The organism is Mesorhizobium sp. YM1C-6-2 (assembly GCF_003666685.1).
GTDB lineage: Bacteria > Pseudomonadota > Alphaproteobacteria > Rhizobiales > Rhizobiaceae > Mesorhizobium_K.
Genome location: NZ_RCIZ01000014.1, coordinates 21255 through 44888, shown reverse-complemented (window position 1 = coordinate 44888; position 23634 = coordinate 21255). Strand labels below are relative to the sequence as shown.

Below are 23634 nucleotides of genomic sequence, written 5' to 3'. Positions count from 1 at the left end.
CACTTTCGGTTACGCTGTTGTTCCAGCGGATTTTCCCGCTGGGCATGGCACTCCTAAAAACTCTTCGCGACACTGAGCGAGATCGAGAAATTGTCGTATTTGCGCGTGTCGTAGTTGGAATCGACATAGCGGTATTCGAGTTCGGTGATGAGCGCGACGTCCGGCCGGAACGGTATGGTCAGCCCGCCGCCGATGAAGGCCTCCCAGTCCTTCTCGGCCTGGGTCGGATCGATCATCGGGTCGGGGTCGTCGAAATTGCGGAACAGCGCACCGGTGTTCAGCGCGACCGTCCAGGCTGGCTTGGAACTGTCGACCGGCGAGGCAAAGGAGTAGCGCGGACCGACCGTGAAGCCGCCCTCTAGGTAGGAAAGGTAGTCGGCGTCGGCCCATACGCGCTGCAGATAGGCGTTGCCGTAGAGGACCGTCGACGGCGACAGGATGTAGGTCGCGGTGCCGAAGGTGCGGACCTCGTCGCCGTCGCGCAGGCTGGCCGTCGGCGAGCTCTCGCTGTCGTGATAGTCCTTGTGGCGATACTCCAGCGCCGCCATCAGGTAGGTCGCCGGATTCGGCCGGATGACGAAGCGCGTACCGGCGCCGATGCCGGCCGAATAGAAATCGTCGGCCAGGAACACGCCGGAGCCGATGCCGTAGACGCCGAGCGCGGCGTTGTCGATGCCGAAACGGCCCATGTCGAAGGCCGGGCCCACGATAAGCTCGGCCAGCGCGACATCGAGATCGTCGAGCTCGAACTGTTTCGACCCGTAGGTCAGGAGGTCGATCTCCAGCGTATCGCCCTGCGACGGCAGGTCGTGCGACCAGTGGAAGACGCCGGTGGCGTAGACATTGCCGTCGGGCGAGCCCAGCGCGTCCGCGTCGAGCGTGAAGGGCAACCCGTCGAGGAAGATGACGGAATCCACCGGCGAGCGGTTGGCGTTGGTCTGGTAGCGGATGCCGGCCCGGATCTGGCCGGTGAAGCGGGTCGGGTCCTGCGCCTGGTCGATGCCGGCGAGGAACTGCTCGACCTTGGACCGCACTTCGGGCGGAACCTCCGGCCCCTGGATCGCCGCCTCGAAATAGCCGCGCGCGGTCTCGTAGGCGGCGAGCCTGTAATAGAGGACGCCGAGTTCGAGCTGCAGCCTCGGCAGGCCCGGCGCGAAGATCAGCATGCGCTCGAGCGTCGAGATCGCCGCCTCGATGTCGCCGACCTTGACGGAGAGCGCGGCATATTCGAAGGCTGCGTCGAGATCGTCCGGCTTCGCCAGCATGGCCTGGAACAGAACCTGGCGACGCGCCTGGACCTGCTGCATGGCGGCGCCTTCGACCTGCGCCGGCACGACGCGCTTCGGCGCCACGGCCGGTTTGGTCTGCGCAAAGGCATGACCGGCCGTCAGCGCGGCCAGAGCCAACACAGCTATGCGGGCGGCGTTACTCACATACCCCCCAAGGGTAACTTTATTATATGTTCCCTAGGGGTAAGTTATCAGCGCCCGAAGACATGAGTCAATTTTCCCAGGCCGCCTTTTTCGCAAGTAAAGCGGCACATAGTTGTAGTCCTGCAACATGTGAACGCGGTTCCGGCAATGACTTCGCGGCCGGATTTGCGCGTAACAATCCCGAAACATCCGCTCCCGCAACCGGCATCACGCCGATACAGCGGCCCGCCATAAAGCGCCTCATGACAGCGCGTCCGGCGACGCCGCGCGCATCGGACCCGACATTAACTGTTCGCTATTCGGAACCACCGCCATGAACGGCAAAAGCTCGAAATTCGCATATGCCGCCCTGTCGGCGCTGCTCTATACGCAGGGACTGCTCATTGTCGCCGGCGTGGCGCTCGCCGTGATGAAGGACCGCGCCCACGCGGACGCCACCTTCCAGCCGTTAGTGGTCGCAGTGGCCGCGTCGCCCGCCACAGAACTGCGCTAGCCCAGGTGGACGCCAGCCGGGCTTCAGTTCGGCCCCGACTGATCGTAGCTCGTGCGGGGCGGGTCGAAGCGGTAGCCGGCGCCGCGGATGGTCGCGATGCTTTCCGTGTCGAGTTTGCGCCTGAGGCGCACGATGCGGGAATCGATCGACCGGTCGAAGGCTTCCGCGCTTTCGGCGGGCGCCGCGGCCATGATGTCGTCGCGGGTCAGCACCCTGCGCGGATTGGCGAGGAAGAGCCTGAGCAGGGCGACCTGTCCGGGCGAAAGCTGCTCTTCGCTGCCGGAACGGTGCATCACCAGCGCCGCCTTGAGGTCGACGGTCGCGTTCTCAAGCACGACGAGTTCGCGCTGGCTCTTGCCGCGGCGGCCGACGATGCCGCCGATGCGGGCGGCGAGCTCGCGCCACTCGACCGGACTGGCGACGATGTCGGCAGCGCCGAGTTCCAGCGCCAGCACCTTCTCGATGAGGTCGGCCCGGGCCGAGACCATGACGAAGCTGGGGCCGCCCTCGCCGGCATGCCTTCTCAAGAGATCGAAGCCCTGGCTGGCGGGATATTTCTCGCCGATCACGGCGACATCGACACCGCCGCCCGAAAGCAGGGAATCGGCCATCCATTCCTCTTGCGCCTCGCGCACCTCGTAGCCGCGGCGTTCGAGATAGTCGGCAAGGCTGTCGTCACGATCCTGCGACAGACAAATGAGCGCGATCACCGGCCTTGCCATGCTTTGAAACCGTACCTTCCGAATCCGAAATGAGCGCCCAAATCAAGGCTGGACATCATGTTTATACCCAATCTACTTTCCGCCGATAGCGGAGGCGTGATTTCCGTGCCGACACGGATCGCAATAGTCGAGGACGAGCCCGACCTGAGAGACGCCGTCGCCGAATATCTCGGCGCCAACGGCTATGAGGTGATCGCGGCCGAAAATGCCGACGTCATGCGCGGGTTGGTCAGGACGGAGAGCTTCCATCTCGCCATCCTCGATATCGCCATGCCGGGCGAGGACGGCCTGTCGCTCGGGCGCTGGCTGCGCCAGCAGGCGCCGATGGGGATCATCTACGCGACCGCCGCCGGCTCGCCGATCGACCGCATCGTCGGGCTGGAGCTTGGCGCCGACGACTACATCGTCAAGCCCTACGAACTGCGCGAGCTGCTGGCCAGGGTGCGCAGCGTGCTGCGCCGCGTGCCGAAAACGTCCGAGGCCCCGGCCGCAACCGGCAAGCCGGGCGAGGCCGAGCGGCGCATCATCAGCTTCGGCGACTTCCGCGCCGATCTCGACGGACGCATGGTGACCGGCCGCGGCGGCTCGATCCTCGACCTCGCCAAGAGCGAGTTCGACGTGCTGGAGGTCTTCCTCACCCGTTCCAACCGGCTGCTCAGCCGCGCCACCATCTCCGATGCGATCGGCTTCGACGAGGACCCGGAATCCTCGCGCGCCGTCGACATCCGCATCATGCGGCTGAGGAAGAAGATCGAGGAGGATCCCTCGAACCCGAAATTCCTGCGCACGGTGCGCGGCGAAGGCTATATCTTCTCGCTGCCCGAAGACGGCCGTTGAGCCGGACGCCGCCCTGAAAGCCGAGGATGATCGAAACCCAGCCCCCGAGCACCGACCTGGCGGCCACCGAGCCGGGCTGCACCGTCGCCGCGGCACGCATCGTGCGCCGGCTGCATCAGACGCCCCAGTGGCAGGGCATCATCGACGAGATCCTCGAACTCCTGGCGCGTTCGCTCGGCGGCCACCGCGCCATCCTCTTCCGGTTGCGCGAGCTGCCCGGCGAAGGTTTTGCGCAATCGATCGCCGCCTATTGGGTGGACAGGGAGGCGGTGGGCGACGCCAGCGGCCCGAGCGTCATCCTGCAATCCATCGTTAACAGCGATCCGCTGCTCGCCAAGCTTGCCGAAGAGGTGCGGCAGGGCAAGATGTTCGCCGGCCGCACCCGCGAGATCGAGGGTTATCTGCGCCGCGACTTCGAGAACCAGAAGATCAAGTCCTTCCTCTCGGTCACCGTTTTCGCCAACGGGCATCTGTGGGGGACGCTCGCCATCAACGACTGCGCGGTCGAGCGGCGCTGGACGGACGAGGAGAAGGCCGCCGTCGAGATCGTCGCCATGGCGCTCGGCGCGGCGATCGAGCGCTCGCTGTCGGACGCGCATGTCAGCGAGATCATCCGCCAGACCATGCTGCAGGCCTCGCTCGACGCCATCATCGTCATCGACGAGACCGGCTCGATCATCGAGTTCAACCCCGCCGCCGAGCGCATCTACGGCTTCAAGCGCGGCGAGATACTGGGCAAGGACCTGATCGACACCATCATCCCGCATTTCTACCGCAAGGGCTACAAGACCGGCGCCGACTATATGGCCGGGCGCGGCGCACCGATGATCGGCCAGCGCATGGAGACGATCACCCAGAACGCCGACGGCGAGATCTTCCCGATCGAGCTGACGGCGACCGAGATGAAGGTGGCCGACCGCAGGCTGTTCTTCGGCTCGATCCGCGACCTCAGGGACAAGCGGCGCGCCGAGGAGGAGATCAACCGGCAGCGCGAGAAGCTTCACCAGAACGAGAAGATGGCGGCGATGGGTTCGCTGCTCGCCGGCGTGTCGCACGAGCTCAACAATCCGCTGGCGGTGGTGGTGGCGCAGTCGACGCTGCTGCACGAGTTCGCGCCCGACCAGCAGACCAAGCTGCGCGCCGAGAAGGTGCGCGCCGCTGCGGAGCGCTGCGGCCGCATCGTCAAGAGCTTCCTCGGCATGGTGCGCCTGCATCCGACGCTTCCCGCCGAAACCGACCTCAACAGCGCGGTGCGCGCCGCACTCGATGTCACCGCCTATGGCGCGCGCTCCAGCGGCATCATCATCAGCACCGATTTCGCCCAGGGCCCGACACCGGTGCTGGCCGACGCCGACCACATCACGCAGGTCGCCGCGAACTTCCTGATCAACAGCCAGCATGCGCTGGCCCCCCACAATGGCGAGCGCAAGATCACTGTCAAAACCTTCCGGCTCGGCGAGCGGAACGTCGGCTTCTCGGTCGAGGATACCGGCCCGGGCATTCCAACAGCGATCCGGCACCGCATCTTCGATTCCTACTTCACCACCAAGCCGGTCGGCGTCGGCACCGGCATCGGGCTTTCCATCTCGAAGGCGATCGTCGAACGCCACAAGGGGTCGATCCGTTTCGAGGAAGTGGTCCCCAACGGCGCGCGCTTCGTCGTCGAACTGCCGGCCTTCGTCGGCGCGCACAGCAGCGCGACGGAGCAGGAGGCGCGCTCGACCTCGCTGCGCCACGCGCTGATCATCGACGACGAGCCCGACGTCGCGGCATCGCTCTCCGATATATTGGAGCTGATGGGCATAAAGTCGCTCGTCGTGACAGCCTGGAGCGCCGCCCCGACACTGCTTGTCGACTACAAGCCGGACATAGTGTTCAGCGACCTGCGCATGCCGGAGGCAAGCGGCATAACCATCTATCGCGAACTCGTCAGGCAGCGCCCCGATCTCGCCCGCCGCTTCGTGCTGGTCACCGGCGACATGGTCGGCGCGCGCGCCGAGATCGGCGCCTTGCCCGCGCATGAACGGCCTCTGGTGCTGGAGAAGCCGTTCTCCACCCTCGACGTGCGCAGCGCGCTGGCGGCCGTCAACGACCAAGCCTTGGCGCACTGATTCCGATCCGGTTCGACCGGGAAAAATCCCCCGAAGAAAAAAGAACCCCGCCGGCAGGGATGGCGGGGCTGGAGTTGTGTCGCGCGAAGTGCGCGGCGGGGGAGTCATCTGGGTCTGCAGGCGCGCCGCAAGAGCGGATCATGCCCCTGCGACAACCCGAACCTTTTGGCCGTCCGTGCGGCCGGAGTTCCTGGCGATCATGGCGAGACATTCGGCGCTTTCCGCGCCCCAAGCCTGGCCATGACAGGCGATCTCGATTTCGGACAGGCCGATGTTCCTCGGCGCTTCGAACCCGGATGAAGCCGGCCCGGAACTCACGAGCGGTGCCTCGAACGTGGCGAAGGCGGCGCCGGCGGGCGGCATCGCGGCCATTGCCGTGAAGGCGGCAGCGACGACCAGGAAGAACATGATCATCGGATGCTCGGCACTGCGCTGGCGGAGCGCAAGCTTCGGAAAACCGCGATGACGCTCACGCGGGCGCAGGTTGCGGTCGAATTCCTTATCGACGATGGCGGACATGGCCGTGGGCCTTTGCTTTCAAAGCATGTTGGTTGAATGCTCGCAAAGTAGGGCCGCTCTGTTTCCGCCCGATGCTGCCCTTTCATGACCGTGTATCTCATCTGTTTCGCGTATTTCAGGCAATTTCGGGCATTATTTCAAACATAAAGGAACGTCCGCATTTGCTGCGGTCGCCCCACCCCAGAGATTGAGACCAGAAGATTTTCAGGCTGTGACGTACGGCACTTCGCCCTTGCAGGCACGTAATGACGTCTTGGCAGGACGCCGCTGCCGCTATGGTTTCGTCAGCGCTCCAGCACGTCGGCCCATTGCGGGTGGTGCCTGAACTCGCTGGCGACATAGCCGCAAAGCGGGGTGATCTTGTAGCCATTGGCGCGGGCGTCTTCGACAGCCCGCTTGATCAGTTTCAGGGCCATGCCCTTGCCGCGATAGGCAGGCGGCACGAAACTATAGTCGATGGCGATATGGTCGGGACCGGTCTCGACGAAGGTGAGTTGCGCCGGCTGGCCTTCCGGCAACGGAAGCAAATAGCGGCCCTGGCGTCCGTTGCGCTCCAGCACGATCTCGGCGTCGCTCATCCTGTCCTCCGATCTCCCGCGTTAAAACCGCCGGCGCCGTTCAGGTTCCGGCGCCGGCTGCAATCATCTCTTCAGCACGTCGGCCCATTCCTGATGCCGGCGGAACTGCGCTGCAGCGAACGGGCAGAGCGGGATGATCTTCTTGCCGGCGGCACGCGCATCCTCGACCGCGCGCGTCACCAGCCTGACCCCGGCCCCCTGCCCGCGAAAGGCCTCGGGCACTTCGGTATGATCGATGATGATCTGATGCTCGCCGATCCTGGTGAAGGTCATCTCCGCTTCCTCGCCGGTGGGCGCACGAAGGAAGTAGCGTCCCTTCGAGCCGTTGTCCTCGAACTCGATCGCGGGGCCTTGGGTCTCGTCAGCCATCATTTCATTCCGGTCGGTTGGGTTTCTTGCAGGAAGAGCCGCGCCGCGGCGATTTCGTTCTCTCTTATCTCGTGTCCGCCCTCATGCCATTCAACCTTGGCGTCGGCCCCGCGTGCGCGCAGATGCGCCTCGAGCCGCGCGGTGAGGTTGGGCGGGCAGATCGGATCGCGCCGGCCGGCCGTGATCAGCACGCGCCGTCCGGCGAGATCGCCCTTAACCTGCGGCTCGAACGGGATCAGCGGGTGCATCAGCACCGTGGCGTCGAACAGAGCCGGGTCGGCGAAGACGACCGACGCCAGGATGTTAGCACCGTTCGAATAGCCGAGCCCGAGCACCGCCGAAGGCTTCGCCGCCTCGACATGGGCGCGGACGAATGCCGCCATCTTCCCGGTGGCGCGGGCGAGGTCCTCCATGTCGTAGACGCCCTCGCCGGTGCGGCGGAAGAAGCGCGCCGCGCCGTATTCCGACACGTCGCCGCGCGGCGAGACGATCGTCGCTTCCGGAACCAGTTCGCGCGCAAGCCCCAGAAACTGGCTCTCGTCGCCGCCGGTGCCGTGGAAGGTGAAGAGGAGCGGCCCACCCGGCGTGCCGGGCAGGAGCTTGTGTATGTAGCTGTCGGTCGACATCGCTGTCTCCTATCGGAGCAATTCCAGGGAAAGCGGGAAGCGGCTTTTCCGGGAATTGCGAACAAAGATCAATTTTCGAGCGGCTGCAGATGCTTCTCCAGATAGTCGCGCAGATGAGCGTGCTGGGTCGGCAGCTTCAGCGCTTCGCCGAGATGGGCCGTATCCTCGTCGCGGTCGAATCCGGGCTCGTTGGTGGCGACTTCGAACAGCACGCCGCCCGGCGTGCGGAAGTAGATCGCCCAGAAATAGTCGCGGTCGATGACCGGCGTGACGTGGTAGCCCGTATCGATCAGCGCCTTGCGCACCTCGAGCTGCTTGGCGCGGTCCTCCACGGCGAAGGCGATGTGATGCACCGAGCCGGCGCCGAGATCGGCCAAGGGGGCGCCAGGCAGCGTTTCGATGTCGATGACATCGGCGCCGTTGCCGTCTTTGATGGCGAGCCGCTTCACATTGCCGGACTGGTCGACAGTCTCGTAGCCCATGAACTTCAGCAGTTCTTCGGTTGCGCCGGCATCCCTGAGCCGTAGCGACGCCGAATGGAAACCGCGGATCGCCTCGCCTTCCGGCACGCCGCCTCTGGCCCAGGGCGCGCGCGTGTCGCCCTTTGCCTCGACGAGCGCGAAGCCGTCGCCGTCAGGCCCGTCGAAATGCAGCCGGTTCTCGCCGAAGCTGGTTTCCTCCTTGAGGCCCTTCACGCCTTCCTTGGCGAACCGCTCCTTCCAGTAGGAGAGCGTTCCTTCCGGCACCGAGAAGACGGTGGTGCCGACCTCTCCGACGCCCGGCCGCCCCTTCACGATGTGCGGGAAGGGAAAATAGGTCATCACCGAGCCTGGCGTGCCGAGCTCGTCGGCATAGTACAGGTGGTAGACATCGGGCGCGTCGAAATTGACGGTTTTCTTGACTCGGCGCAGGCCGAGTTTGCGGGTGAAGAACTCGTTGTTCTCACGGGCATCCTTCGCCATAGAGGTGACGTGATGCAGGCCCTTGATCTGATCGAGCATGTGAGGCTCCTCGCTTCGTCGCGGCGGATCCGCCGCTTCCATGGCCTCTATCTTGTCCATCGAAGTGTTCACCGGTAGTAGTCCAATTCAGCAAGGACTGTTCTCGTTCGGTGAACGACAGCTGGATCCGGCAGTATCCCGCAGGCAGACCGGCTTGCAAGCGGGCGGATTTCTGGTTCCATGACGCTGCCCCGGAGGAGCGTCATGGCGCGCAGGAAACCAAATATCCTTCTCATCACCTGCGACCAGTGGCGCGGCGACAGCCTCTCCGCGGCGGGCCACCCGGTGGTGCGGACGCCGAACGCCGATGCGCTTGCCGCCGAAGGCGTGCTTTTTGCCCGCCACTACGCCGGAGCGGCACCCTGCTCGCCGGCGCGGGCGTGCCTCTATACGGGCCTCTACCAGATGAACAACCGCGTCTGCCGAAACGGCAGCCCGCTCGACCGGCGGCACGGCAACATCGCGCTCGCCGCCCGCGCGCTCGGCTACGACCCGACGCTGTTCGGCTACACCGATGTCTCGCCCGACCCGCGATACCTGTCGCCCGAAGACCCGCTGCTGAGGAGCTACGAGGGCGTGCTGCCCGGCTTCACCGTCCGCCAGCTCCTGCCCGAACACCAGAAGCCGTGGCTGTCGTGGCTGGCGGCAAGGGGCGTGGACGCCTCCTCCGGCTTCCCGGACATACACCGGCCGGCAGACGGCGCCGGCAAGACGGTGACGAACGCGCCGCCGGTTTATTCGGCCGACGAGACCCCGGCGGCCTTCCTCGCCGGCGAGTTCATCCGGTGGCTGGGTGAGCAGGACGCACACTGGTTCGCGCATCTCTCCTTCCTCAGTCCGCATCCGCCCTTCATCGTGCCGGAGCCCTACAACACGCTCTACGATCCAGCCGACGGCCCGGACTTCGCGCGGGCGGAAAGCTGGCGCGACGAGGCGGCGGCGCATCCCTACCTCGACCACGCGGTCCGCAAGCAGAAGCGGGAAAAATTCCTGCCCGGCATGAAGGGCAAGGTGCGTGACTTCGGCGAGGACGAGTTCCGCGTCATCCGCGCGCTCTACTGGGGCATGATCTCGGAGGTCGACGCGCAGCTCGGCCGCATCTGGCAGGCGATCAAGGCGGCCGGCGCCTGGGACGACACGATCGTGGTGCTCACCTCCGACCATGCCGAAATGATGGGCGACCATTTTCTGCTCGGCAAGGGCGGCTTCTTCGACCAGAGTTTCCATGTACCGCTGATCGTCCGCGATCCCGCCCGCAGGAAGGCCGCCGGCATGCGCGTCGACCGCTTCACCGAGGCGGTCGACGTGATGCCGACGCTGCTCGACCTGCTTGGCGCAACGCCGCCCGCACATCTCGACGGCAGGTCGCTCGCGCCCTTTCTCGGCGGCGACGCGCCCGCAAACTGGCGCGAGGCGGCGCATTGGGAGTTCGACTTCCGCTCGATCGAAAAAGGCTCGGCCGAGCGCCACTTCGGCCTGAGGCCGCAGCAATGCAATCTGGCGGTGATGCGGACCGACAAGTTCAAATACGTGCATTTCGGCGGCGGCCTGCCGCCGCTGCTCTACGATCTCGAAAACGATCCGGGGGAACTCGCCAACCTGGCGGCCGACCCGGCCTTCCTGTCGGTGCGGCTCGAACTGGCGGAGCGGATGCTCGCCTGGCGGGCCGAGCATCTCGACCAGTCGCTGGCGCTCTCCGCATTGACGGAGGAGGGCGTCGTCGGCGCGCCGGCCACCCTGCCGAGGATCTGACGCAAGAAAAAGCCCGCGCCGTGGCGCGGGCTCTTATCAGGCGATCCGACGATGCTTACTGCGTCATCAGGCGCTGGTCGTCACGCTTCTCCGTATAGGTGCTCTTGTCATAGGCCGCGACGGCGTCGAGCTGTTCCTTGGAGAAGTTCGTGTAGAGATACTTGTTGCCGTCGGCATCGGTCATGAAGGCGAGGTTATCGCTGCCGAGGGCAACTTCCTTCTCGCCGACGCCGAGGAAACCGCCGACATCGATGATATAGGCATCGATCTTGCCGTCGGCCGACAGGGCGACATCGCCGATCTCGCCGACGCGCTCGTCATTGGCGCCGTACACCGTCGTACCGACCATCTCCTCGGCCCGGATGTCCGCCGCCGGGAGCTCCGTCAGCGTCGACTTGTCGATGGCGCCGGTGGTCGTCGTATCGGTGGTGGTCTCAGGCGCCGGGGCTGCCGGATCGGCCGGCGCAGGGTTCTGCGCCATCTGGTCGGCAGGAGCCTCAGCGGCAGGAGCGGTGGCCTCAGGAGCCTGAGCGGTCGTCTCCGGAACCGCCGTGGTGGTGTCCGCCGGAGCCTCGGCCGTAGCGTCCGGGGCGGTTGTGTCCGGCATGGTCTCGGCAGGCGCCTGGGCCGTCGTGTCAGGCGCCGGCGCCATGCCGGCCGGCTCGCCGCTGTCGGTCGCGGCTACCGGCTGCTCCGGCTCATAGGCGCTCCGGTCGAAGGCGGCCTGGGTTTCGAGCTGCTCCTTGGTCATCGGCGCAACCAGCCAGCGGTCGCCGTTACGCTCTGCCCAATCGAGCTGGGCGAAGTCGACCGCAACTTCCTTCTGGCCGATGCCGAGGAAGCCGCCGACACCGACGACCACGGCCTGCATGGTGCCGTCCTCGCCGATCACGATGTCCTTCACCTCGCCGATGTTTTCGGCGTCTTCACCGGTGCCGTTATAGACCTGTTCGCCGATGATCATGGAGGCGAGATTGCCTTCGCCCGCCATCGCGGGAGCCTGGGCGGCCTGATCAGCCGCAGGGGCTGCCGGGTCCGTAGCAGGAGCGGTCTCGGTCATCGGAGCCGGGTCGGCCGGTTCCGGAGCCGGCGTGGTCGCGTCCTGCGCGAACGCGCCGGTAGCAACAAGCGTTGCGAGGGCTGTCGTAGCCAAGAGATTGCGGATCATGATAAAACTCTCCTCGTGCGTGATTTCGGGAACGATGTCATTGCATCGGTCACGCCGGCCTTGCTCGTCGCTGGGAGAGGTCGGCGTGACTTTACATTGGGACAACGTTGAGTTGGCGAATCCGTTCCGACTATCTGCCGCTTCCGCATCGAGTTTTGCCGAATGCCGCCAGAGCGGACCCGGACGGAAATCCTACTGATTTTTCAATGCATTTTGAGCGCCCGACGAGGGGCCGCTTGTTCACGCGGATACAGTCGAGGCCAGGCCGTCCGCGGCAGACGATCTCCTGGCGGATGCAGCCTGTGGTTACGGCGACGTATTCGGTTCGGCCGCATTTGGCTCAGCCGCGCTGGGCTGCGTGGTCTCGGACTGGACGGCGCCCGGCTGATCGTTGCTCCGCGAGTCGATCGCTTCGCCGTAAAACTCGAGGCCGAGCCATACCGCACCGGCAAGCGCCAGCCCCACGACCAGCACGACCAGCACCTGCGATCCCCATCCGCCCTGCCGGGCCTTGTTCGTCGGAATTTTCTCCGGCATCGGTCCTTCCTTTGCTGCTCGGGGCCTTGTCGAACAAGGCCCTGACCATTCAATGCGTGGAAGGTTTGCAGGTTCCGCCGGGGCCGAGCCCAGCAGCTCGAAGATGCGGGTCCGCCCAGTCTCGGACCCTAGCCTGGGGGATCGTCCCGGCGCGGACGCCGCTTGGTGTTCTCGCGGTAGATCGCGTAGGCGACGACGGCGAGCGCCGGGCCGAGCAGAGCGCCCATCCCGGCGCGGCTGCGCGTCAGTGTCGGCAGCGCGGCGAGCGCGGCCGCGATGCCCATGGCGGTAAGGTCGGACTTGCGTCGTTCGGTCACCCGTCTCGCGCGCGAGGTGGCCGTCAGCCGATGGACGAGCAGGATCAACAGGGCAAGCACGATGAAGCCGACGCCGAAGCCAATCGCCGTTGCCAGGCTGCCGTATCGCTCGGCCAGCCAGATATAAAGAGCTCCGAGGAGGAAGCCAGCGCCGCACAGACCCGCGGCTCCGGCAAGCAGATATGCGACGGCCGCACGGCGCGCCCGCCGGATGGCCTGCAGCGTCTCGCCTGACGCCAGGCTCGCGATCAACGACGCCAGCATCTGCGGCGGCTAGCGGCGCGCGAGAAGTGCGAAGAGGTAGCCGATGCCGGCGGCGATCGCGAGCGAGGTCACGGGTTTCTCGCGCACGGTCGCCAGGATCTGCTCCTCTATGTCCTTCGCGCTGGCGCGCAGTTCCTCGAGCTTCGCCTCGCCTTGCGCACGGAGCTGCTCTGCGCCCATAGCGGCGGCCCGCCTGGCGGTGCCGTATCCGTGCTCGCCGGTGGTCGCCATCTGCTTGGCCAGCTTCTCCAGATCGGCCTTCAGCTGCTTGATGTCCGCTTCCAGATCGGGGTTCTCGTTGCCGGCCTTGCCGGTCGCCGCAGTCGCCATGGCTTGCTCCTTCCGTTTGCGGGCGTTCAACGCCGCATGAGTGGCGAGGTTCCGACGGGAACAAAGGAATGTCAAAGGGCGTTTGCGCGTTTTAGCGCCGTCGGGAATTTCATGTCCAAACAAATTGCCAAGAAGGCACCTATCGTCAGGCTGCCGCCGAAGTCGAATGTGGAGCTTCTTTTGCTGCGCAGCGCGCAGGTGGCGGTGATCGTCATGGGCGTCGCGACCGTCGTCTTCATGCTGCACGCGGGCGAATACATCCTGGCGCCGGCGAGCCTCGGCATCGTGCTCGGCCTCATGCTCGGGCCGCTTGCCACGCGGCTCGAGCGGCGCGGCCTCAGACCCGCCCTTTCCGCCTCCCTGGTGGTGGCCCTGTTCGTCATCGCGGTCGGCCTGTTCGCCGCGGTGGTCGCCACCCCTCTGGCGTTCTGGCTGTCGCGCCTGCCGCATCTATGGTCCAACCTTCAACAGCAGCTCCTGGAATTCAGGGAGCCGCTGGAGGCGCTGAGAAGCGTGCGCGACCAGTTGCGAGAACTGACCGGCGGCGAAGGCCTCACCGTCTCGGTGGACCAGGGCGTGGGCGTCGAAAGCGTGGCGCTGCTGGCGCCGGCGGTCATCGCGCAGATCCTGATCTTCTTCGCCTGCCTCTATTTCTTCGTCGCTACCCGCAACCAGACCCGCACCGCGGTGCTCAAGCTCTGTCTCGACCGGCGTCTGCGCTGGCGGGTCGCGCATATCTTTCGCGATGTCGAGCAAATGGTCTCGCGCTACCTGCTGTCGATCACCGTCATCAACATCATCGAGGGCGCCGCGGTGGGCGTGGCGCTCTACCTCATAGGCATACCGTCGGCGCCGCTCTGGGGGGCCCTGGCCGCGCTCACCAACTTCGTCGTCTTCGTCGGCCCCGTGGTCATGGTCGCCATCCTGTTCATGGTCGGGCTCGCCGAGTTCGACACACTGGGCGCAAGCATGCTGCCGGTGGCGGTCTATCTGGTCATCAACATGCTGGAGGCGCAGTTCGTCACGCCCATGGTGATCGGCCGCACGATGACGCTCAATCCGTTCGTCGTGGTGCTCGCGCTCATCTTCTGGATCTGGCTGTGGGGCCCGCTCGGCGGCTTCATCGCCATCCCGGCGCTGCTCGTCGTATACGCCGTGATCCGCAACATCGTGCCCGGCATCAACTGGGGCGTCGACGACATCGACAGGGGTTACCGGTGACGCCGGCCGGGCCTGAACCCGTTGCTGTCTTTTGTTAATGACATTATTCTCGGCAGCCGGCATGAGTGCCGCTTGCCCCGGCCCACCAGGGGGCCTTTTCCAGGAGAGACACGCAACTTGTCCGGCATGCTCGAAGGCTTGAAAATCCTTGTGCTTGAGGACGAATTCCTCATCGCCATGGACGTCGAACAACTGTGCCGCGAACACGGCGCCGTCGACGTCGCCTTGGCGCGCAACCTGGAGGAGGCCGGCGACGGCTCGGATTTCGACGCCGCCATAGTCGACATGCTGCTGGACGGCGTCTCCACGCTCGATTTCGCCGCGCGGCTGCAGCAGGCCGGCACGCCTTTCGTCTTCGCTTCGGGTTATACCGACAATGGCGAGGTGGCGAAGCGCTTTCCGGGCGTCACCCTGGTCGGGAAACCCTATTCAGGCAACGACCTGATCGAGGCGGTCGCGGCCGCCTGCGGCCGCGTCCCCTCAAGCTGCGCTTGAGCCCATCACCTGCGAGGCGATGGCGTCCGGCCCGAAATCGGCCTCTCCGGAAATCTGCAATATGTCCTGAAGCCTGGTGCGCGCCCGGCTGACCCGGCTCTTTATGGTGCCGACCGCGCAATTGCATATCTCGGCGGCTTCCTCGTAGGAGAAGCCGGACGCTCCGATCAGGATGATCGCCTCGCGCTGGTCTTCGGGAAGCTGCTCGAGCGCCGCCCTGAAATCCTTGAGATCGAGCTGGCCGTGCTGGCTGGGATGGACAGCGAGCCTTGCGGTCATCAGTCCTTCCGAATCCTGCACCTCGCGACCACGCTTGCGCATCTGGGAATAGAATTCGTTGCGCAGGATGGTGAACAACCACGCCTTGAGGTTGGTGCCCGGCTGGAAGCTCTCATGCTTGTCCCAGGCCTTGACCAGCGTTTCCTGGACCAGGTCGTCGGCCCTGTCGGCATTCTGCGACAGCGAGACCGCGAAGGCCCGCAGACTGGGAATGGCGCCGAGCAGATCGGTCTTGAAGGCTGCGGAGACCGCCATGCATCAACCCTTTTTCGGGACGGTTTCAGCTTTTTCAAGCTGGGAAAGCAGAGATGCGAAGCGGTCCGGCACTTCGTCGGACACGAGTTCGTCGTAATACTGCTTCAGCTTGCGGCCGATCTCGGAGTTCGGTCCAAGCGGATCGGCCATGGCAGGCCTGCGACGGGTCGCGACCTCCGCGGCGGTGAATTTTTTCGTCATTGTCGGTTTTTTGCCCTTGTTTCCCCGGTTCAAGCCGAGCGTATCATGATTCCACACTACGCCAGGCCCCCTTTGGCCGGTTGCCCTGTTGTCGGGCCGCTAAACGCAGCAATTTCGGAATGGTTCCCGTGTCGCCGCTTTTTTTTGGAACTTTTGATGCCGGCTGACGTTGTAAGGCTTCGGGTCTTTACCCTAAATCTCAATACGTCACTTGAGGGAGACGGATCACTATGAGTTTGTCCGCAACCATTGCCCCGCATTTGCCTTTCCTTCGGCGATTTTCACGGGCGGTGTCCGGATCACAGCACAGCGGCGACGCATTGGTCGCGGCCCTGCTGGAAGCCGTCATTGCCGATGTAAGCATTTTTCCGAAAGCCTCCAGCGATCGCATCGCGCTCTATCGTCTTTTCTCGCAGCTCTTCACCGCGGTCTCGATCCGCGTGCCGCAGGAGACCGCGCCGACGGCCTGGGAGCAGCGTACCGCCGCCAATCTCGGCGCCCTTGCGCCACGGACACGGCAGGCCTTCCTGCTGATCGCGGTCGAAGGCTTCTCCAATGAGGAAGCCGCTGAGATCCTCGACGCCACCGAAGAGGAATTCACCGACCTGCTTACCCAAGCGAGCGCCGAGATCTCGCGGCAGGTCGCGACGGACATCCTGATCATCGAGGACGAGCCGCTGATCGCCATGGACATCGAGCAGATGGTCGAGAGCCTCGGCCACCGCGTGGTCGGCACGGCACGCACCCATGCCGAGGCGACCGCGATGTTCAAGAACTCGCGCGCCAAGATGATCCTCGCCGATATCCAGCTCGCCGACGGCAGTTCGGGCATCGACGCGGTCAACGAAATCCTGTCGACGGCATCGGTGCCGGTGATCTTCATCACCGCGTTCCCCGAGCGCCTGCTCACCGGCGAAAGGCCGGAACCGGCCTTCCTGGTCACGAAGCCCTTCAATCCGGACATGGTGAAGGCGTTGATCAGCCAGGCGCTCTTCTTCGACCGGCAGGCCAAGGCAGCAGCCTGAGGCACGCTTCGCCCGCTAGGGAAAAGGCCGCCGCAGGGCGGCCTTTTTGTTGAGTTTCCGGAACAAATTACCGGATGCGCCGTTTCCGACGCATCCGAATTCGAGGAGATCGATCATGCTTTACTGGGCTCTTGTTTTTCTTGTTGTCGCCATCATCGCCGGAGCGCTCGGCTTCGGCGGCATCGCCGGAACATCCGCGGGCATCGCGCAGATCCTGTTCTTCGTGTTCCTGGCCTTCCTCGTGATCTCGCTTCTGGCCGGACTCTTCCGCCGGGCGTGACGAGGCGCTCCAGTCTCGAATGCTGGAAGCCGCACCCCTCAATCGGTTTCCAGTTGCCGCCGGGCAGAGCTTTTCCAACGGAGCTCTGTCCGGCGGACCTTTCTTCAAGCAACCGCATGCAGAGCACCAGCAGTATCTTGTGATCTCCGCATAGGAGACGAACAGCCCGGTCCGGTGCCAATCACAGGTCCAGATCATGAAGTCAGCATCCGGAGGGGACAGGAAGGGGAACAGGAGGGCGACCGGTCCGCCCAGTCCCGACATGGGCGCGCAGATCGCGTTCGGATTACCGCGGGCCCTCAGCAACACCGCCGTTTCCGTGCTGTACCAGTATCCCGACCTGCGCGTGGCCTGGGCGCAGAACGTGCCGCCCTCCTGGTCGCCAGGCAGCATAACCGACATGTCAGACGGCGACTTCCTGCCGCCCGAAGTCGCGGCAACCGTCATCGCCGCCAAGCAGGCGGTGCTTTCGGGAGCGCCCTCCGACCGCCTCGACATCTGCATTCCCGGCGTCCCGGGACAGAGCGAGGACCAGTGGTTCGATCTATGGATCGACGCGGACCTGGCGCCTGACGGCGAGGTGCACGGCATCGTCACCACCGTCATCGAAACCAGCGAGCAGAAGCGCCGCGAGAAGACCTTGCGGGTGCTGCTGCGCGAAGTCAGCCATCGCTCGCGCAACCTCCTCGCCATCATCCAGAGCATCGCCACCCAGACCGGACGCCATTCCTCGACGATCGAGGAATTCCTCGCGCGCTTCCACGGAAGGCTGCAGTCGCTGGCCTCCTCGCAGGATCTGGTCACCTCGTCCAACTGGCGCGGCGCCGATCTCGGCGAGCTGGTGGCGGAGCAGGTGTCCCGCTATCGCCCGACGCCGGAAAACGCCGTGCGCCTGACGGGCGAAAAGCCCTGGCTCAATCCGAACGCCGCCCTGCATGTTGGACTGGCCCTGCACGAGCTAGTGGCCAATTCCGTGAGTTATGGGGCGCTGTCGAGACCGGGCGGAAAGGTCTCGCTCGAGACGCATCTCGAACCCGATACGGCCGGGCAACAATCACTGCTGCTGACCTGGCACGAGAAGATCGGCGCCACCGACAACGAGCCGGAACTGCGCGAGAAGCGCTTCGGCAGCGTCGCGCTGGAACGCGTGGTGCCGGCCTCGCTCAACGGCAGCGCCAGCCTGAAGATCGAGAATGGCGCCCTTGACTACAGGCTGGTCATCCCGTTCGGGAATTTCGAGACCGGATAGGTTCGGCGAGCCTACGGAGCCGGCCGGAGCTCCCGGAGAGCGATTACCTTTTATCCAGTGATATCAATCCGATACGGCTCCGCACGAGCGATTTCACGGATTCGCTACCGCCATGCAGCCGCCGCCGCGGGAACCATCCCGGCAGCCACGGCGTTTTTCCGGCTTGAGAGGGGTCGTTCTCTCGTTGTGAGAGGTGACTGCCATGGAACACATAGCCGCCTTGCTGCTGATAATCGGATGCTCGGACGATCTTGCACAATGCAGCGAACTGCCGCCGCCGGTGGCCGTTTACGAAACGGTGGAGGAATGCGAAGGCGATCTGCAGCCGTCGATCAGCCTTTTCACGACCAAGCATCCCCAGGTCTTCGGCCAATGCGTCGAGGTCGACCCGGCAATCGAGGAAGAAGACGCCAAGCTGGTGTGGGACGTCAAGCCGGATGGGACGCTCTATGCCATGATCGAAGTGCCCGAAATCATGATTGCATCCAGGCCGGAAAGCCGCGAAAAAGACTATCTTAGCCAAGAATAGTTTCCGGCGCGCAAAAAACCGCCGTTGCGTGCTATGAGAGGGCGGGACGACCAAACTGAGGAGCCTTTTATGAGAAAGACTATCTTTGCCGTTGCCGCCATGGTGGCGCTGGCCGGCTGCACGACTGCCGAACAGGACGCGGCGACCGGCGGCCTGGTGGGTGCCGGTATCGGCGCTCTGGCCACGGGCGACGCGGGCGGTGCGATCGTCGGCGGCGTGGTTGGCGCGGCATCCGGCGTGCTGCTCGGCAAGGCGACCCGCGACGGCTGGTGCCGCTATCGCGACCGCAACGGCCGTATCTACGAGGCTCGCTGCCGCTAAGGCGAACACGGCGGGCGGCGCCAGCCGCTCCCAAAGACAAGGGCTGTCCCGGCTTGGTCGCCGGGATGGCTTTTCTTTTGTCTGATTTTCTTGCCTGGCGTTCTTGCTTAGCCGGGTTTCAGTTTCTCATACCGCCCAGCGGTATCTCGATCTCGATATGCAGGCCATCCGCCCGATAGTCGCGCCGGATCGTGCCCTTCAGTTCGCGGGTGATGTTCATATCGATGAGCCGGGTGCCGAAACCCGGCTTTTCGGGCGGCGTCACGGCAGCGTTGCTCGTCTCCCGCCAGAAAAGCGCCAGCATGTCGCCTTCGTCCGTCAGCCGCCATTCCACTTTCAGCGCATCGGTCGAATTGCCGGCTTCGCCATATTTCAGCGCGTTGGTGGCCAGTTCGTGGAAGGTCAGACCGAGCGCCTGGGTCGCCGTTTCCGACAGCATGACCCGGGGCCCGCTGAGCATGCCGCCCGGCAGCTCCTTGCCGAAGACCTGCGCAAGCTCGATGCGCAGCAGTTCGCCGAGATCGGCCTTCTGCCAGCGCGAGCGGGTCAGCATGTCCTGGGACGCGGCCATCGCCTGCAGGCGCGCCGAGAAGGATTCCTGGAATTCGCCTATGTCCTTGGCGTTGGCCGCCGTCTGGCGCGCGATCGCCAGCACGCGGGTGATCGAGTTCTTGATGCGATGCTTCATCTCCTGAAGCATCAGGTCCTTTTCGAGAAGGCTGCTCTCCGCCGCCTCCTGCAGCTTCGACATCGCGTCATAGGCGCGCGCCTGATAGCGCTGCAACAGCGCGATCGCCACGGCGAGCAGGACGCCGAACAGGCCGAGCAGCAACGGGACGACCGGCGAGGACGGCCGCGTGAAGCCCGCCGTCGGCCGGAATTCTATGGTCCACGGTCTGCCGGCGACGAGCAGTTGCCGGACCGTGGTGAAATCCACGCCGTATGCGGGCTCGGCCTCCGACTGGAACAACAGGTTCGCCGCGTCGCTGCCGCCGTCGAACACCCTGGCATTGACCGGCAGCGCCGGGAACTTGTCCAGCGCGGACTTGACCAGTTCCTGGGTGCGGAACGCGGCGAAGAGCATGCCTATCGGCTGGGCTTCGGGCGCGCCGGGCCGTTCCAGCGTCGAGAACAGCAGGAAACCCGGAGATGCCTGCACGCCTAGCTGAGGCCCGAGAAGCGTGCGGCCGGTCGCCCGCGCCTCGCCCGTCTCCATCGCGGCGAGGATCGCTTCGCGCGCCTGCGGGTCGCTGAACATGTCGTAGCCGATCCGGTCCCGATCGAACGGCTCCATCAACAGCACCGGCATCCGCCAGTCGCCGTCAGACGTGGGCGGAAAGATCGGCTTCTCGACGTTCAGCCGCTCGCTGATCGCCTGTTCGAGAAGCGCCTCGTCACCGGGTTTTCCTACCCCGAGAAGGCCAAGCGACTGCAGTCCCTCGAAATTCTTCTCGACCTGCAGCGCCTCGAAATAGGTCTTGAACTCGCCCCCCGTCACCTGGCCCGCGCGGGCAGAGAAAAATGCGTCCAGTTCGCGCAGCAGCGACAGATGCAGGTCGACCCGGCTCTGGATGCGATTCAGCGCGTCGTCGGCCGTGGCCTCGAATTTGATGCGGGTCGCCTCTTCCGCCGCCAGATAGGCGAAACCGGCCATCGCCAGGCTGGCGAGAGCGACGGCGGCGAAGGCGACTATGGGGAAATGCTTTTTCAATCGCCGACCTGGTTTTCTGGAGCCTCGGACCCCCTTATCGACGCTCGACCCCATCTATACAACGCAAAATTCAGGGGGCCACCCCCGGCCCGCCATGCGTATGGTCGCAACCTCCCGTTTTTCAGCGGAACTGCGCCTCTTGCAAGGCGTCGAAATGATCATGCAAAGCACTTTTTCCTCGCCGTTTCGGTGACGCGGACATCCCCTGTCATTCAATTTTACGGACTGCGCCAGGAATGACTTGGCAAGGCACGCCAGACGATGTTTTGTCGTTGAGGTCAGGCAGGGGTCTTCTCATGGCTCCGGGCCACCGTCAGGGGAGACACAAAGGAAAATGACGGCTGGAATCCGCCATGACGATCTGCGCCGCCGCAATCGCGCGATGGTCATCTCCGCGGTGCGCCGGTCCGGCCAGCCGTCGCGCACAGAAATCGCCGCCGCCACCGGCCTCAGCCATTCGACCATTTCGGCAATCTCGGCCGATCTGATCGCCGAGGGCATTCTCGCCGAACCGAAGGGCGGCGAGCTGCCGGCGGCGCGGCGCGGGCGACCTCAGGTGGCGCTGGCGCTCGATCCGAAGGCTGGAACCGTCGCCGTCGCGGTGCTTTCGCTGAACCACCTTTCGGCTGCGATCATCGACTATGCCGGCGGCATGGTCGCAGAGGAGAAGCACAACGTGTCGACGGCGGCCGTCCAGAGGGACGATCTCGTCTCGGAACTCGTCGCCATGCTGCGCCGGCTAACGGCAGGCCATACCGGCCGCGGCAAGCCGCTGCGCATCGTGCTCGCCATCCAGGGCATAACCGACGCCGCTGCACGCGCCATGCTCTGGTCGCCGATCACGCCGCATCGGGATATTCCGTTCGCTGACATACTGGAGCACGAGATCGCCATACCGACGAGGGTCGAGAACGACTGCAACATGATGGCGATGGCGCTGCGCTGGCGCGATCCGAGCCGCTATCGCAACGACTTCATCGCCATGCTCCTGTCGCACGGCATCGGCATGGGGCTGGTGCTGAAAGGCGAACTCTTCACCGGCACCCGATCCTCCGGCGGCGAGTTCGGCCACATGATCCACCAACCCGGCGGCGCGCTCTGCCGCTGCGGCCGGCGCGGATGCGTCGAGGCCTATGCCGGCGACTACGCGATCTGGCGCAATGCGCAGCAGAAAAGCGAATTTTCGATGCCCGAGGACAGCGTGAGCAATGCCGACATGCAGGCGGTCGCCGCCCGCGCCCGCGCCGCCGAGGGCCCGGAGCGCGAGGCCTACCGCAAGGCCGGCACGGCGATCGGCTACGGCATCGGAAGCCTGTTCGCGCTGATAGACCCCGCCCCCATCGCCTTCATCGGCGGCGGTGCGGACGCTTTCGACCTGATGGAGCCGCATATCCGCGCCGCGATAGCCGAGACCGCCGGCGGGCAGCATTCGGACGCCATCTCCTTCGATGCGGTGACGGACGAACTGCCGCTCATCCGGCAAGGCTGCGCGATGCGGGCGCTCACCTTCGTCGATCAGGAGATATTCGCCACGCGCACGGACACGCCGGAAAGCGCCGGCAAGGAACTCGCCTGACCGGTCAGTCCTCGCGGATGGCGTAGCCGGCCCCGCGTATGGTTCGGATGACATCCGGCATACGGCCGTTGTTCACCGCCTTGCGCAGGCGGCCGACATGGACGTCGACCGTGCGCTCGTCGATATAGATCGTCTCGCCCCAGACATTGTCGAGCAGCTGGCTGCGCGAGAAGACGCGGCCGGGATGGCGCATCATGAATTCGAGCAGGCGGAACTCGGTCGGGCCGAGCTTGATCTCGTTCTTCTTGCGGTAGACGCGGTGCGCCTCGCGGTCGAGCATGATGTCGCCAACCTTGAGCACCGAAGACAGGACCTCGGGCTTGGCACGCCGCAGGAGCGCCCTCACCCGCGCCATGAATTCCGGCGTCGAGAACGGCTTCACCAGATAATCGTCGGCGCCGGTCGACAGGCCGCGTACACGGTCGCTTTCCTCGCCGCGCGCAGTCAGCATGATGATCGGCAGGCGCTGCGTCTCCGGCCGCATCCGCAGCCGCCGGCAGAGCTCGATGCCGGAAATGCCCGGGACCATCCAGTCGAGCACCAGGAGGTCGGGAACGTGCTCCTGCAGGCGGACCTCGGCCTCGTCGCCGCGCGTGACGATCTCGACCTGGTAGCCCTCGGCCTCCAGATTGTAACGCAGGAGCACGCCAAGCGGCTCCTCGTCTTCCACCACCATGACTTTCGGTGCGATCATCTCAAGCTATTCCTGCCGCCTACTGCGCCAGCACCGACAAGGTGGTCTCGTCGATCTTTGGCCGGCTGACGGGCAACTGCTCACCCGTCACGACATAATAGGCGTTTTCGGCGATGTTGGTCACGTGGTCGCCGATCCGCTCGAGGTTCTTCGCGCAAAACAGGAGATGCGTGCAGGTGGTGATGTTGCGCGGGTCTTCCATCATATAGGTGAGCAGCTCGCGGAACACGGCCGTGTATTTCACGTCGATCTTCTCGTCGTCGGTGCGCAAAGCCTTCAGGCCGTCGGCGTCGCGCGCGCTGTAGAGCTCGATCACGCCCCGCACCTGGCCCAGCACCATTTCGGACATGCCCTCGATGCCGTGCGCCAGCTTGATCGGCGCAGCACTCTGTCCGACCGCGCTGACACGCTTGGCGATGTTCTTGGCGAGATCGCCGATGCGCTCGAGGTCGCCGGCCATGCAGATCGCGCCGACCACGGCGCGCAGATCCTGCGCCATGGGCTGGCGCTTGCCGATCAGCGTGATCGCGCGGTCGTCCAGCTCGCGCTGGCGGGCGTCCATGATGACGTCGTCCGATATGACGCGCTGCGCCAGCGCATTGTCCGACAGGACAAGCGAACGGATCGCCGCGCCGACCATCGACCCGGCGAGGTCGCCCATGTCGCGGATCAGCCGGTCGATATGCGTCAGTTCCTCGTCGAATGAGGTGACCGTGTGTTTGCTCATGGAAATATCCTCGT

28 protein-coding genes are annotated in these 23634 nt (G+C 65.0%); 12 read left to right on the top strand and 16 right to left on the bottom strand.

Annotated elements, in window-relative coordinates; genetic code table 11:
* Positions 1-53: 53 nt before the first annotated feature.
* Positions 54-1433 (bottom strand): tetratricopeptide repeat protein, encoded by a 1380-nt coding sequence (locus D8676_RS24225; RefSeq protein WP_147448249.1) that lies wholly within the window; start codon positions 1431-1433, stop codon positions 54-56.
* A gap of 313 nt (positions 1434-1746) precedes the next feature.
* Here D8676_RS24225 and D8676_RS24220 point away from each other — a divergent pair, with 313 nt between their 5' ends.
* Positions 1747-1926, top strand: coding sequence for a hypothetical protein (locus tag D8676_RS24220; RefSeq protein ID WP_121583665.1), 180 nt, complete (start codon positions 1747-1749; stop codon positions 1924-1926).
* Between the two features lie 23 nt (positions 1927-1949).
* Here D8676_RS24220 and D8676_RS24215 read toward each other — a convergent pair whose 3' ends face one another.
* Positions 1950-2648, bottom strand: a complete 699-nt coding sequence (locus D8676_RS24215; protein WP_121583664.1) for a response regulator transcription factor — start codon at positions 2646-2648, stop codon at positions 1950-1952.
* Positions 2649-2753: 105 nt separating this feature from the next.
* On the opposite strand from D8676_RS24215, the gene D8676_RS24210 reads away from it, so the two are divergent.
* Both D8676_RS24210 and D8676_RS24205 read left to right on the top strand, forming a co-directional pair.
* Entirely contained in the window at positions 2754-3485 is a 732-nt protein-coding gene (locus tag D8676_RS24210; RefSeq protein ID WP_245427124.1) for a response regulator transcription factor, read from the top strand.
* 26 nt (positions 3486-3511) lie between these two features.
* On the top strand, positions 3512-5596 hold the full coding sequence (locus D8676_RS24205; RefSeq protein ID WP_121583662.1) for a hybrid sensor histidine kinase/response regulator: 2085 nt from the start codon (positions 3512-3514) through the stop codon (positions 5594-5596).
* 138 nt (positions 5597-5734) lie between these two features.
* Here D8676_RS24205 and D8676_RS24200 read toward each other — a convergent pair whose 3' ends face one another.
* The 5 genes from D8676_RS24200 to D8676_RS24180 form a co-directional block, all read right to left on the bottom strand.
* Complete coding sequence (locus D8676_RS24200) at positions 5735-6115, bottom strand: hypothetical protein (RefSeq protein ID WP_121583661.1); 381 nt, start codon at positions 6113-6115, stop codon at positions 5735-5737.
* 284 nt (positions 6116-6399) lie between these two features.
* On the bottom strand, positions 6400-6693 hold the full coding sequence (locus tag D8676_RS24195; RefSeq protein ID WP_121583660.1) for a GNAT family N-acetyltransferase: 294 nt from the start codon (positions 6691-6693) through the stop codon (positions 6400-6402).
* 63 nt (positions 6694-6756) lie between these two features.
* Positions 6757-7062 carry a GNAT family N-acetyltransferase gene (locus D8676_RS24190; protein WP_121583702.1) on the bottom strand — a complete coding sequence of 102 codons (306 nt, stop codon included), beginning with the start codon at positions 7060-7062 and terminating at the stop codon, positions 6757-6759.
* A complete protein-coding gene (locus D8676_RS24185; protein WP_121583659.1) occupies positions 7062-7688 on the bottom strand; it encodes an alpha/beta hydrolase in 627 nt (208 codons plus the stop codon). Before D8676_RS24185 ends, D8676_RS24190 begins: the two co-directional genes overlap by 1 nt.
* 68 nt (positions 7689-7756) lie before the next feature.
* The gene (locus D8676_RS24180) at positions 7757-8689 is read right to left on the bottom strand and encodes a VOC family protein (RefSeq protein WP_121583701.1); all 933 of its coding nucleotides are present in this window, start codon (positions 8687-8689) and stop codon (positions 7757-7759) included.
* A gap of 204 nt (positions 8690-8893) precedes the next feature.
* Here D8676_RS24180 and D8676_RS24175 point away from each other — a divergent pair, with 204 nt between their 5' ends.
* Positions 8894-10441 carry an alkaline phosphatase family protein gene (locus D8676_RS24175; protein ID WP_121583658.1) on the top strand — a complete coding sequence of 516 codons (1548 nt, stop codon included), beginning with the start codon at positions 8894-8896 and terminating at the stop codon, positions 10439-10441.
* Positions 10442-10496: 55 nt separating this feature from the next.
* Here the strand turns inward: D8676_RS24175 and D8676_RS24170 are convergent, their stop codons facing one another.
* The 4 genes from D8676_RS24170 to D8676_RS24155 all read right to left on the bottom strand — a co-directional run bounded on the left by D8676_RS24170 (position 10497) and on the right by D8676_RS24155 (position 13057).
* Positions 10497-11609, bottom strand: a complete 1113-nt coding sequence (locus tag D8676_RS24170; RefSeq protein WP_121583657.1) for a PRC-barrel domain-containing protein — start codon at positions 11607-11609, stop codon at positions 10497-10499.
* Between the two features lie 306 nt (positions 11610-11915).
* Positions 11916-12146: a hypothetical protein gene (locus D8676_RS24165; protein ID WP_121583656.1), complete on the bottom strand. Its 231-nt coding sequence runs from the start codon at positions 12144-12146 to the stop codon at positions 11916-11918.
* A 128-nt stretch (positions 12147-12274) separates the two neighbouring features.
* Entirely contained in the window at positions 12275-12727 is a 453-nt protein-coding gene (locus tag D8676_RS24160) for a hypothetical protein (RefSeq protein ID WP_121583655.1), read from the bottom strand.
* Between the two features lie 9 nt (positions 12728-12736).
* Positions 12737-13057 (bottom strand): DUF883 family protein, encoded by a 321-nt coding sequence (locus tag D8676_RS24155; RefSeq protein ID WP_121583654.1) that lies wholly within the window; start codon positions 13055-13057, stop codon positions 12737-12739.
* Between the two features lie 111 nt (positions 13058-13168).
* Here D8676_RS24155 and D8676_RS24150 point away from each other — a divergent pair, with 111 nt between their 5' ends.
* Together D8676_RS24150 and D8676_RS24145 are read left to right on the top strand one after the other, a co-directional pair.
* Positions 13169-14278 (top strand): AI-2E family transporter, encoded by a 1110-nt coding sequence (locus D8676_RS24150; RefSeq protein WP_121583653.1) that lies wholly within the window; start codon positions 13169-13171, stop codon positions 14276-14278.
* A gap of 126 nt (positions 14279-14404) precedes the next feature.
* Positions 14405-14773 (top strand): response regulator, encoded by a 369-nt coding sequence (locus tag D8676_RS24145; protein WP_121583652.1) that lies wholly within the window; start codon positions 14405-14407, stop codon positions 14771-14773.
* Here D8676_RS24145 and D8676_RS24140 read toward each other — a convergent pair.
* Both D8676_RS24140 and D8676_RS24135 read right to left on the bottom strand, forming a co-directional pair.
* Entirely contained in the window at positions 14759-15307 is a 549-nt protein-coding gene (locus D8676_RS24140) for a sigma-70 family RNA polymerase sigma factor (RefSeq protein ID WP_121583651.1), read from the bottom strand. The two genes, D8676_RS24145 and D8676_RS24140, sit on opposite strands and share 15 nt — an antisense overlap.
* Before the next feature lie 3 nt (positions 15308-15310).
* Positions 15311-15457, bottom strand: a complete 147-nt coding sequence (locus D8676_RS24135; RefSeq protein ID WP_245427122.1) for a NepR family anti-sigma factor — start codon at positions 15455-15457, stop codon at positions 15311-15313.
* Positions 15458-15738: 281 nt separating this feature from the next.
* Here D8676_RS24135 and D8676_RS24130 point away from each other — a divergent pair, with 281 nt between their 5' ends.
* The 5 genes from D8676_RS24130 to D8676_RS24110 all read left to right on the top strand — a co-directional run bounded on the left by D8676_RS24130 (position 15739) and on the right by D8676_RS24110 (position 18912).
* Positions 15739-16533 (top strand): response regulator, encoded by a 795-nt coding sequence (locus D8676_RS24130; protein WP_121583649.1) that lies wholly within the window; start codon positions 15739-15741, stop codon positions 16531-16533.
* A 115-nt stretch (positions 16534-16648) separates the two neighbouring features.
* Entirely contained in the window at positions 16649-16813 is a 165-nt protein-coding gene (locus tag D8676_RS24125) for a DUF1328 domain-containing protein (RefSeq protein WP_121583648.1), read from the top strand.
* Between the two features lie 196 nt (positions 16814-17009).
* The gene (locus tag D8676_RS24120) at positions 17010-18062 is read left to right on the top strand and encodes a PAS domain-containing sensor histidine kinase (RefSeq protein WP_245427120.1); all 1053 of its coding nucleotides are present in this window, start codon (positions 17010-17012) and stop codon (positions 18060-18062) included.
* A gap of 202 nt (positions 18063-18264) precedes the next feature.
* Positions 18265-18591, top strand: a complete 327-nt coding sequence (locus tag D8676_RS24115) for a hypothetical protein (protein WP_121583646.1) — start codon at positions 18265-18267, stop codon at positions 18589-18591.
* Positions 18592-18660: 69 nt separating this feature from the next.
* Positions 18661-18912, top strand: coding sequence for a hypothetical protein (locus D8676_RS24110; protein ID WP_121583645.1), 252 nt, complete (start codon positions 18661-18663; stop codon positions 18910-18912).
* Between the two features lie 118 nt (positions 18913-19030).
* On the opposite strand, the gene D8676_RS24105 is transcribed toward D8676_RS24110, so the two are convergent.
* Complete coding sequence (locus D8676_RS24105; protein ID WP_121583644.1) at positions 19031-20623, bottom strand: CHASE domain-containing protein; 1593 nt, start codon at positions 20621-20623, stop codon at positions 19031-19033.
* A gap of 334 nt (positions 20624-20957) precedes the next feature.
* Here D8676_RS24105 and D8676_RS24100 point away from each other — a divergent pair, with 334 nt between their 5' ends.
* Positions 20958-22199, top strand: coding sequence for an ROK family protein (locus D8676_RS24100; protein WP_121583643.1), 1242 nt, complete (start codon positions 20958-20960; stop codon positions 22197-22199).
* A 4-nt stretch (positions 22200-22203) separates the two neighbouring features.
* On the opposite strand, the gene phoB is transcribed toward D8676_RS24100, so the two are convergent.
* Together phoB and phoU are read right to left on the bottom strand one after the other, a co-directional pair.
* Positions 22204-22893, bottom strand: coding sequence for a phosphate regulon transcriptional regulator PhoB (phoB, locus tag D8676_RS24095; RefSeq protein WP_121583642.1), 690 nt, complete (start codon positions 22891-22893; stop codon positions 22204-22206).
* A gap of 19 nt (positions 22894-22912) precedes the next feature.
* A complete protein-coding gene (gene phoU / locus D8676_RS24090; RefSeq protein ID WP_121583641.1) occupies positions 22913-23620 on the bottom strand; it encodes a phosphate signaling complex protein PhoU in 708 nt (235 codons plus the stop codon).
* Between the last annotated feature and the right edge of the window lie 14 nt (positions 23621-23634).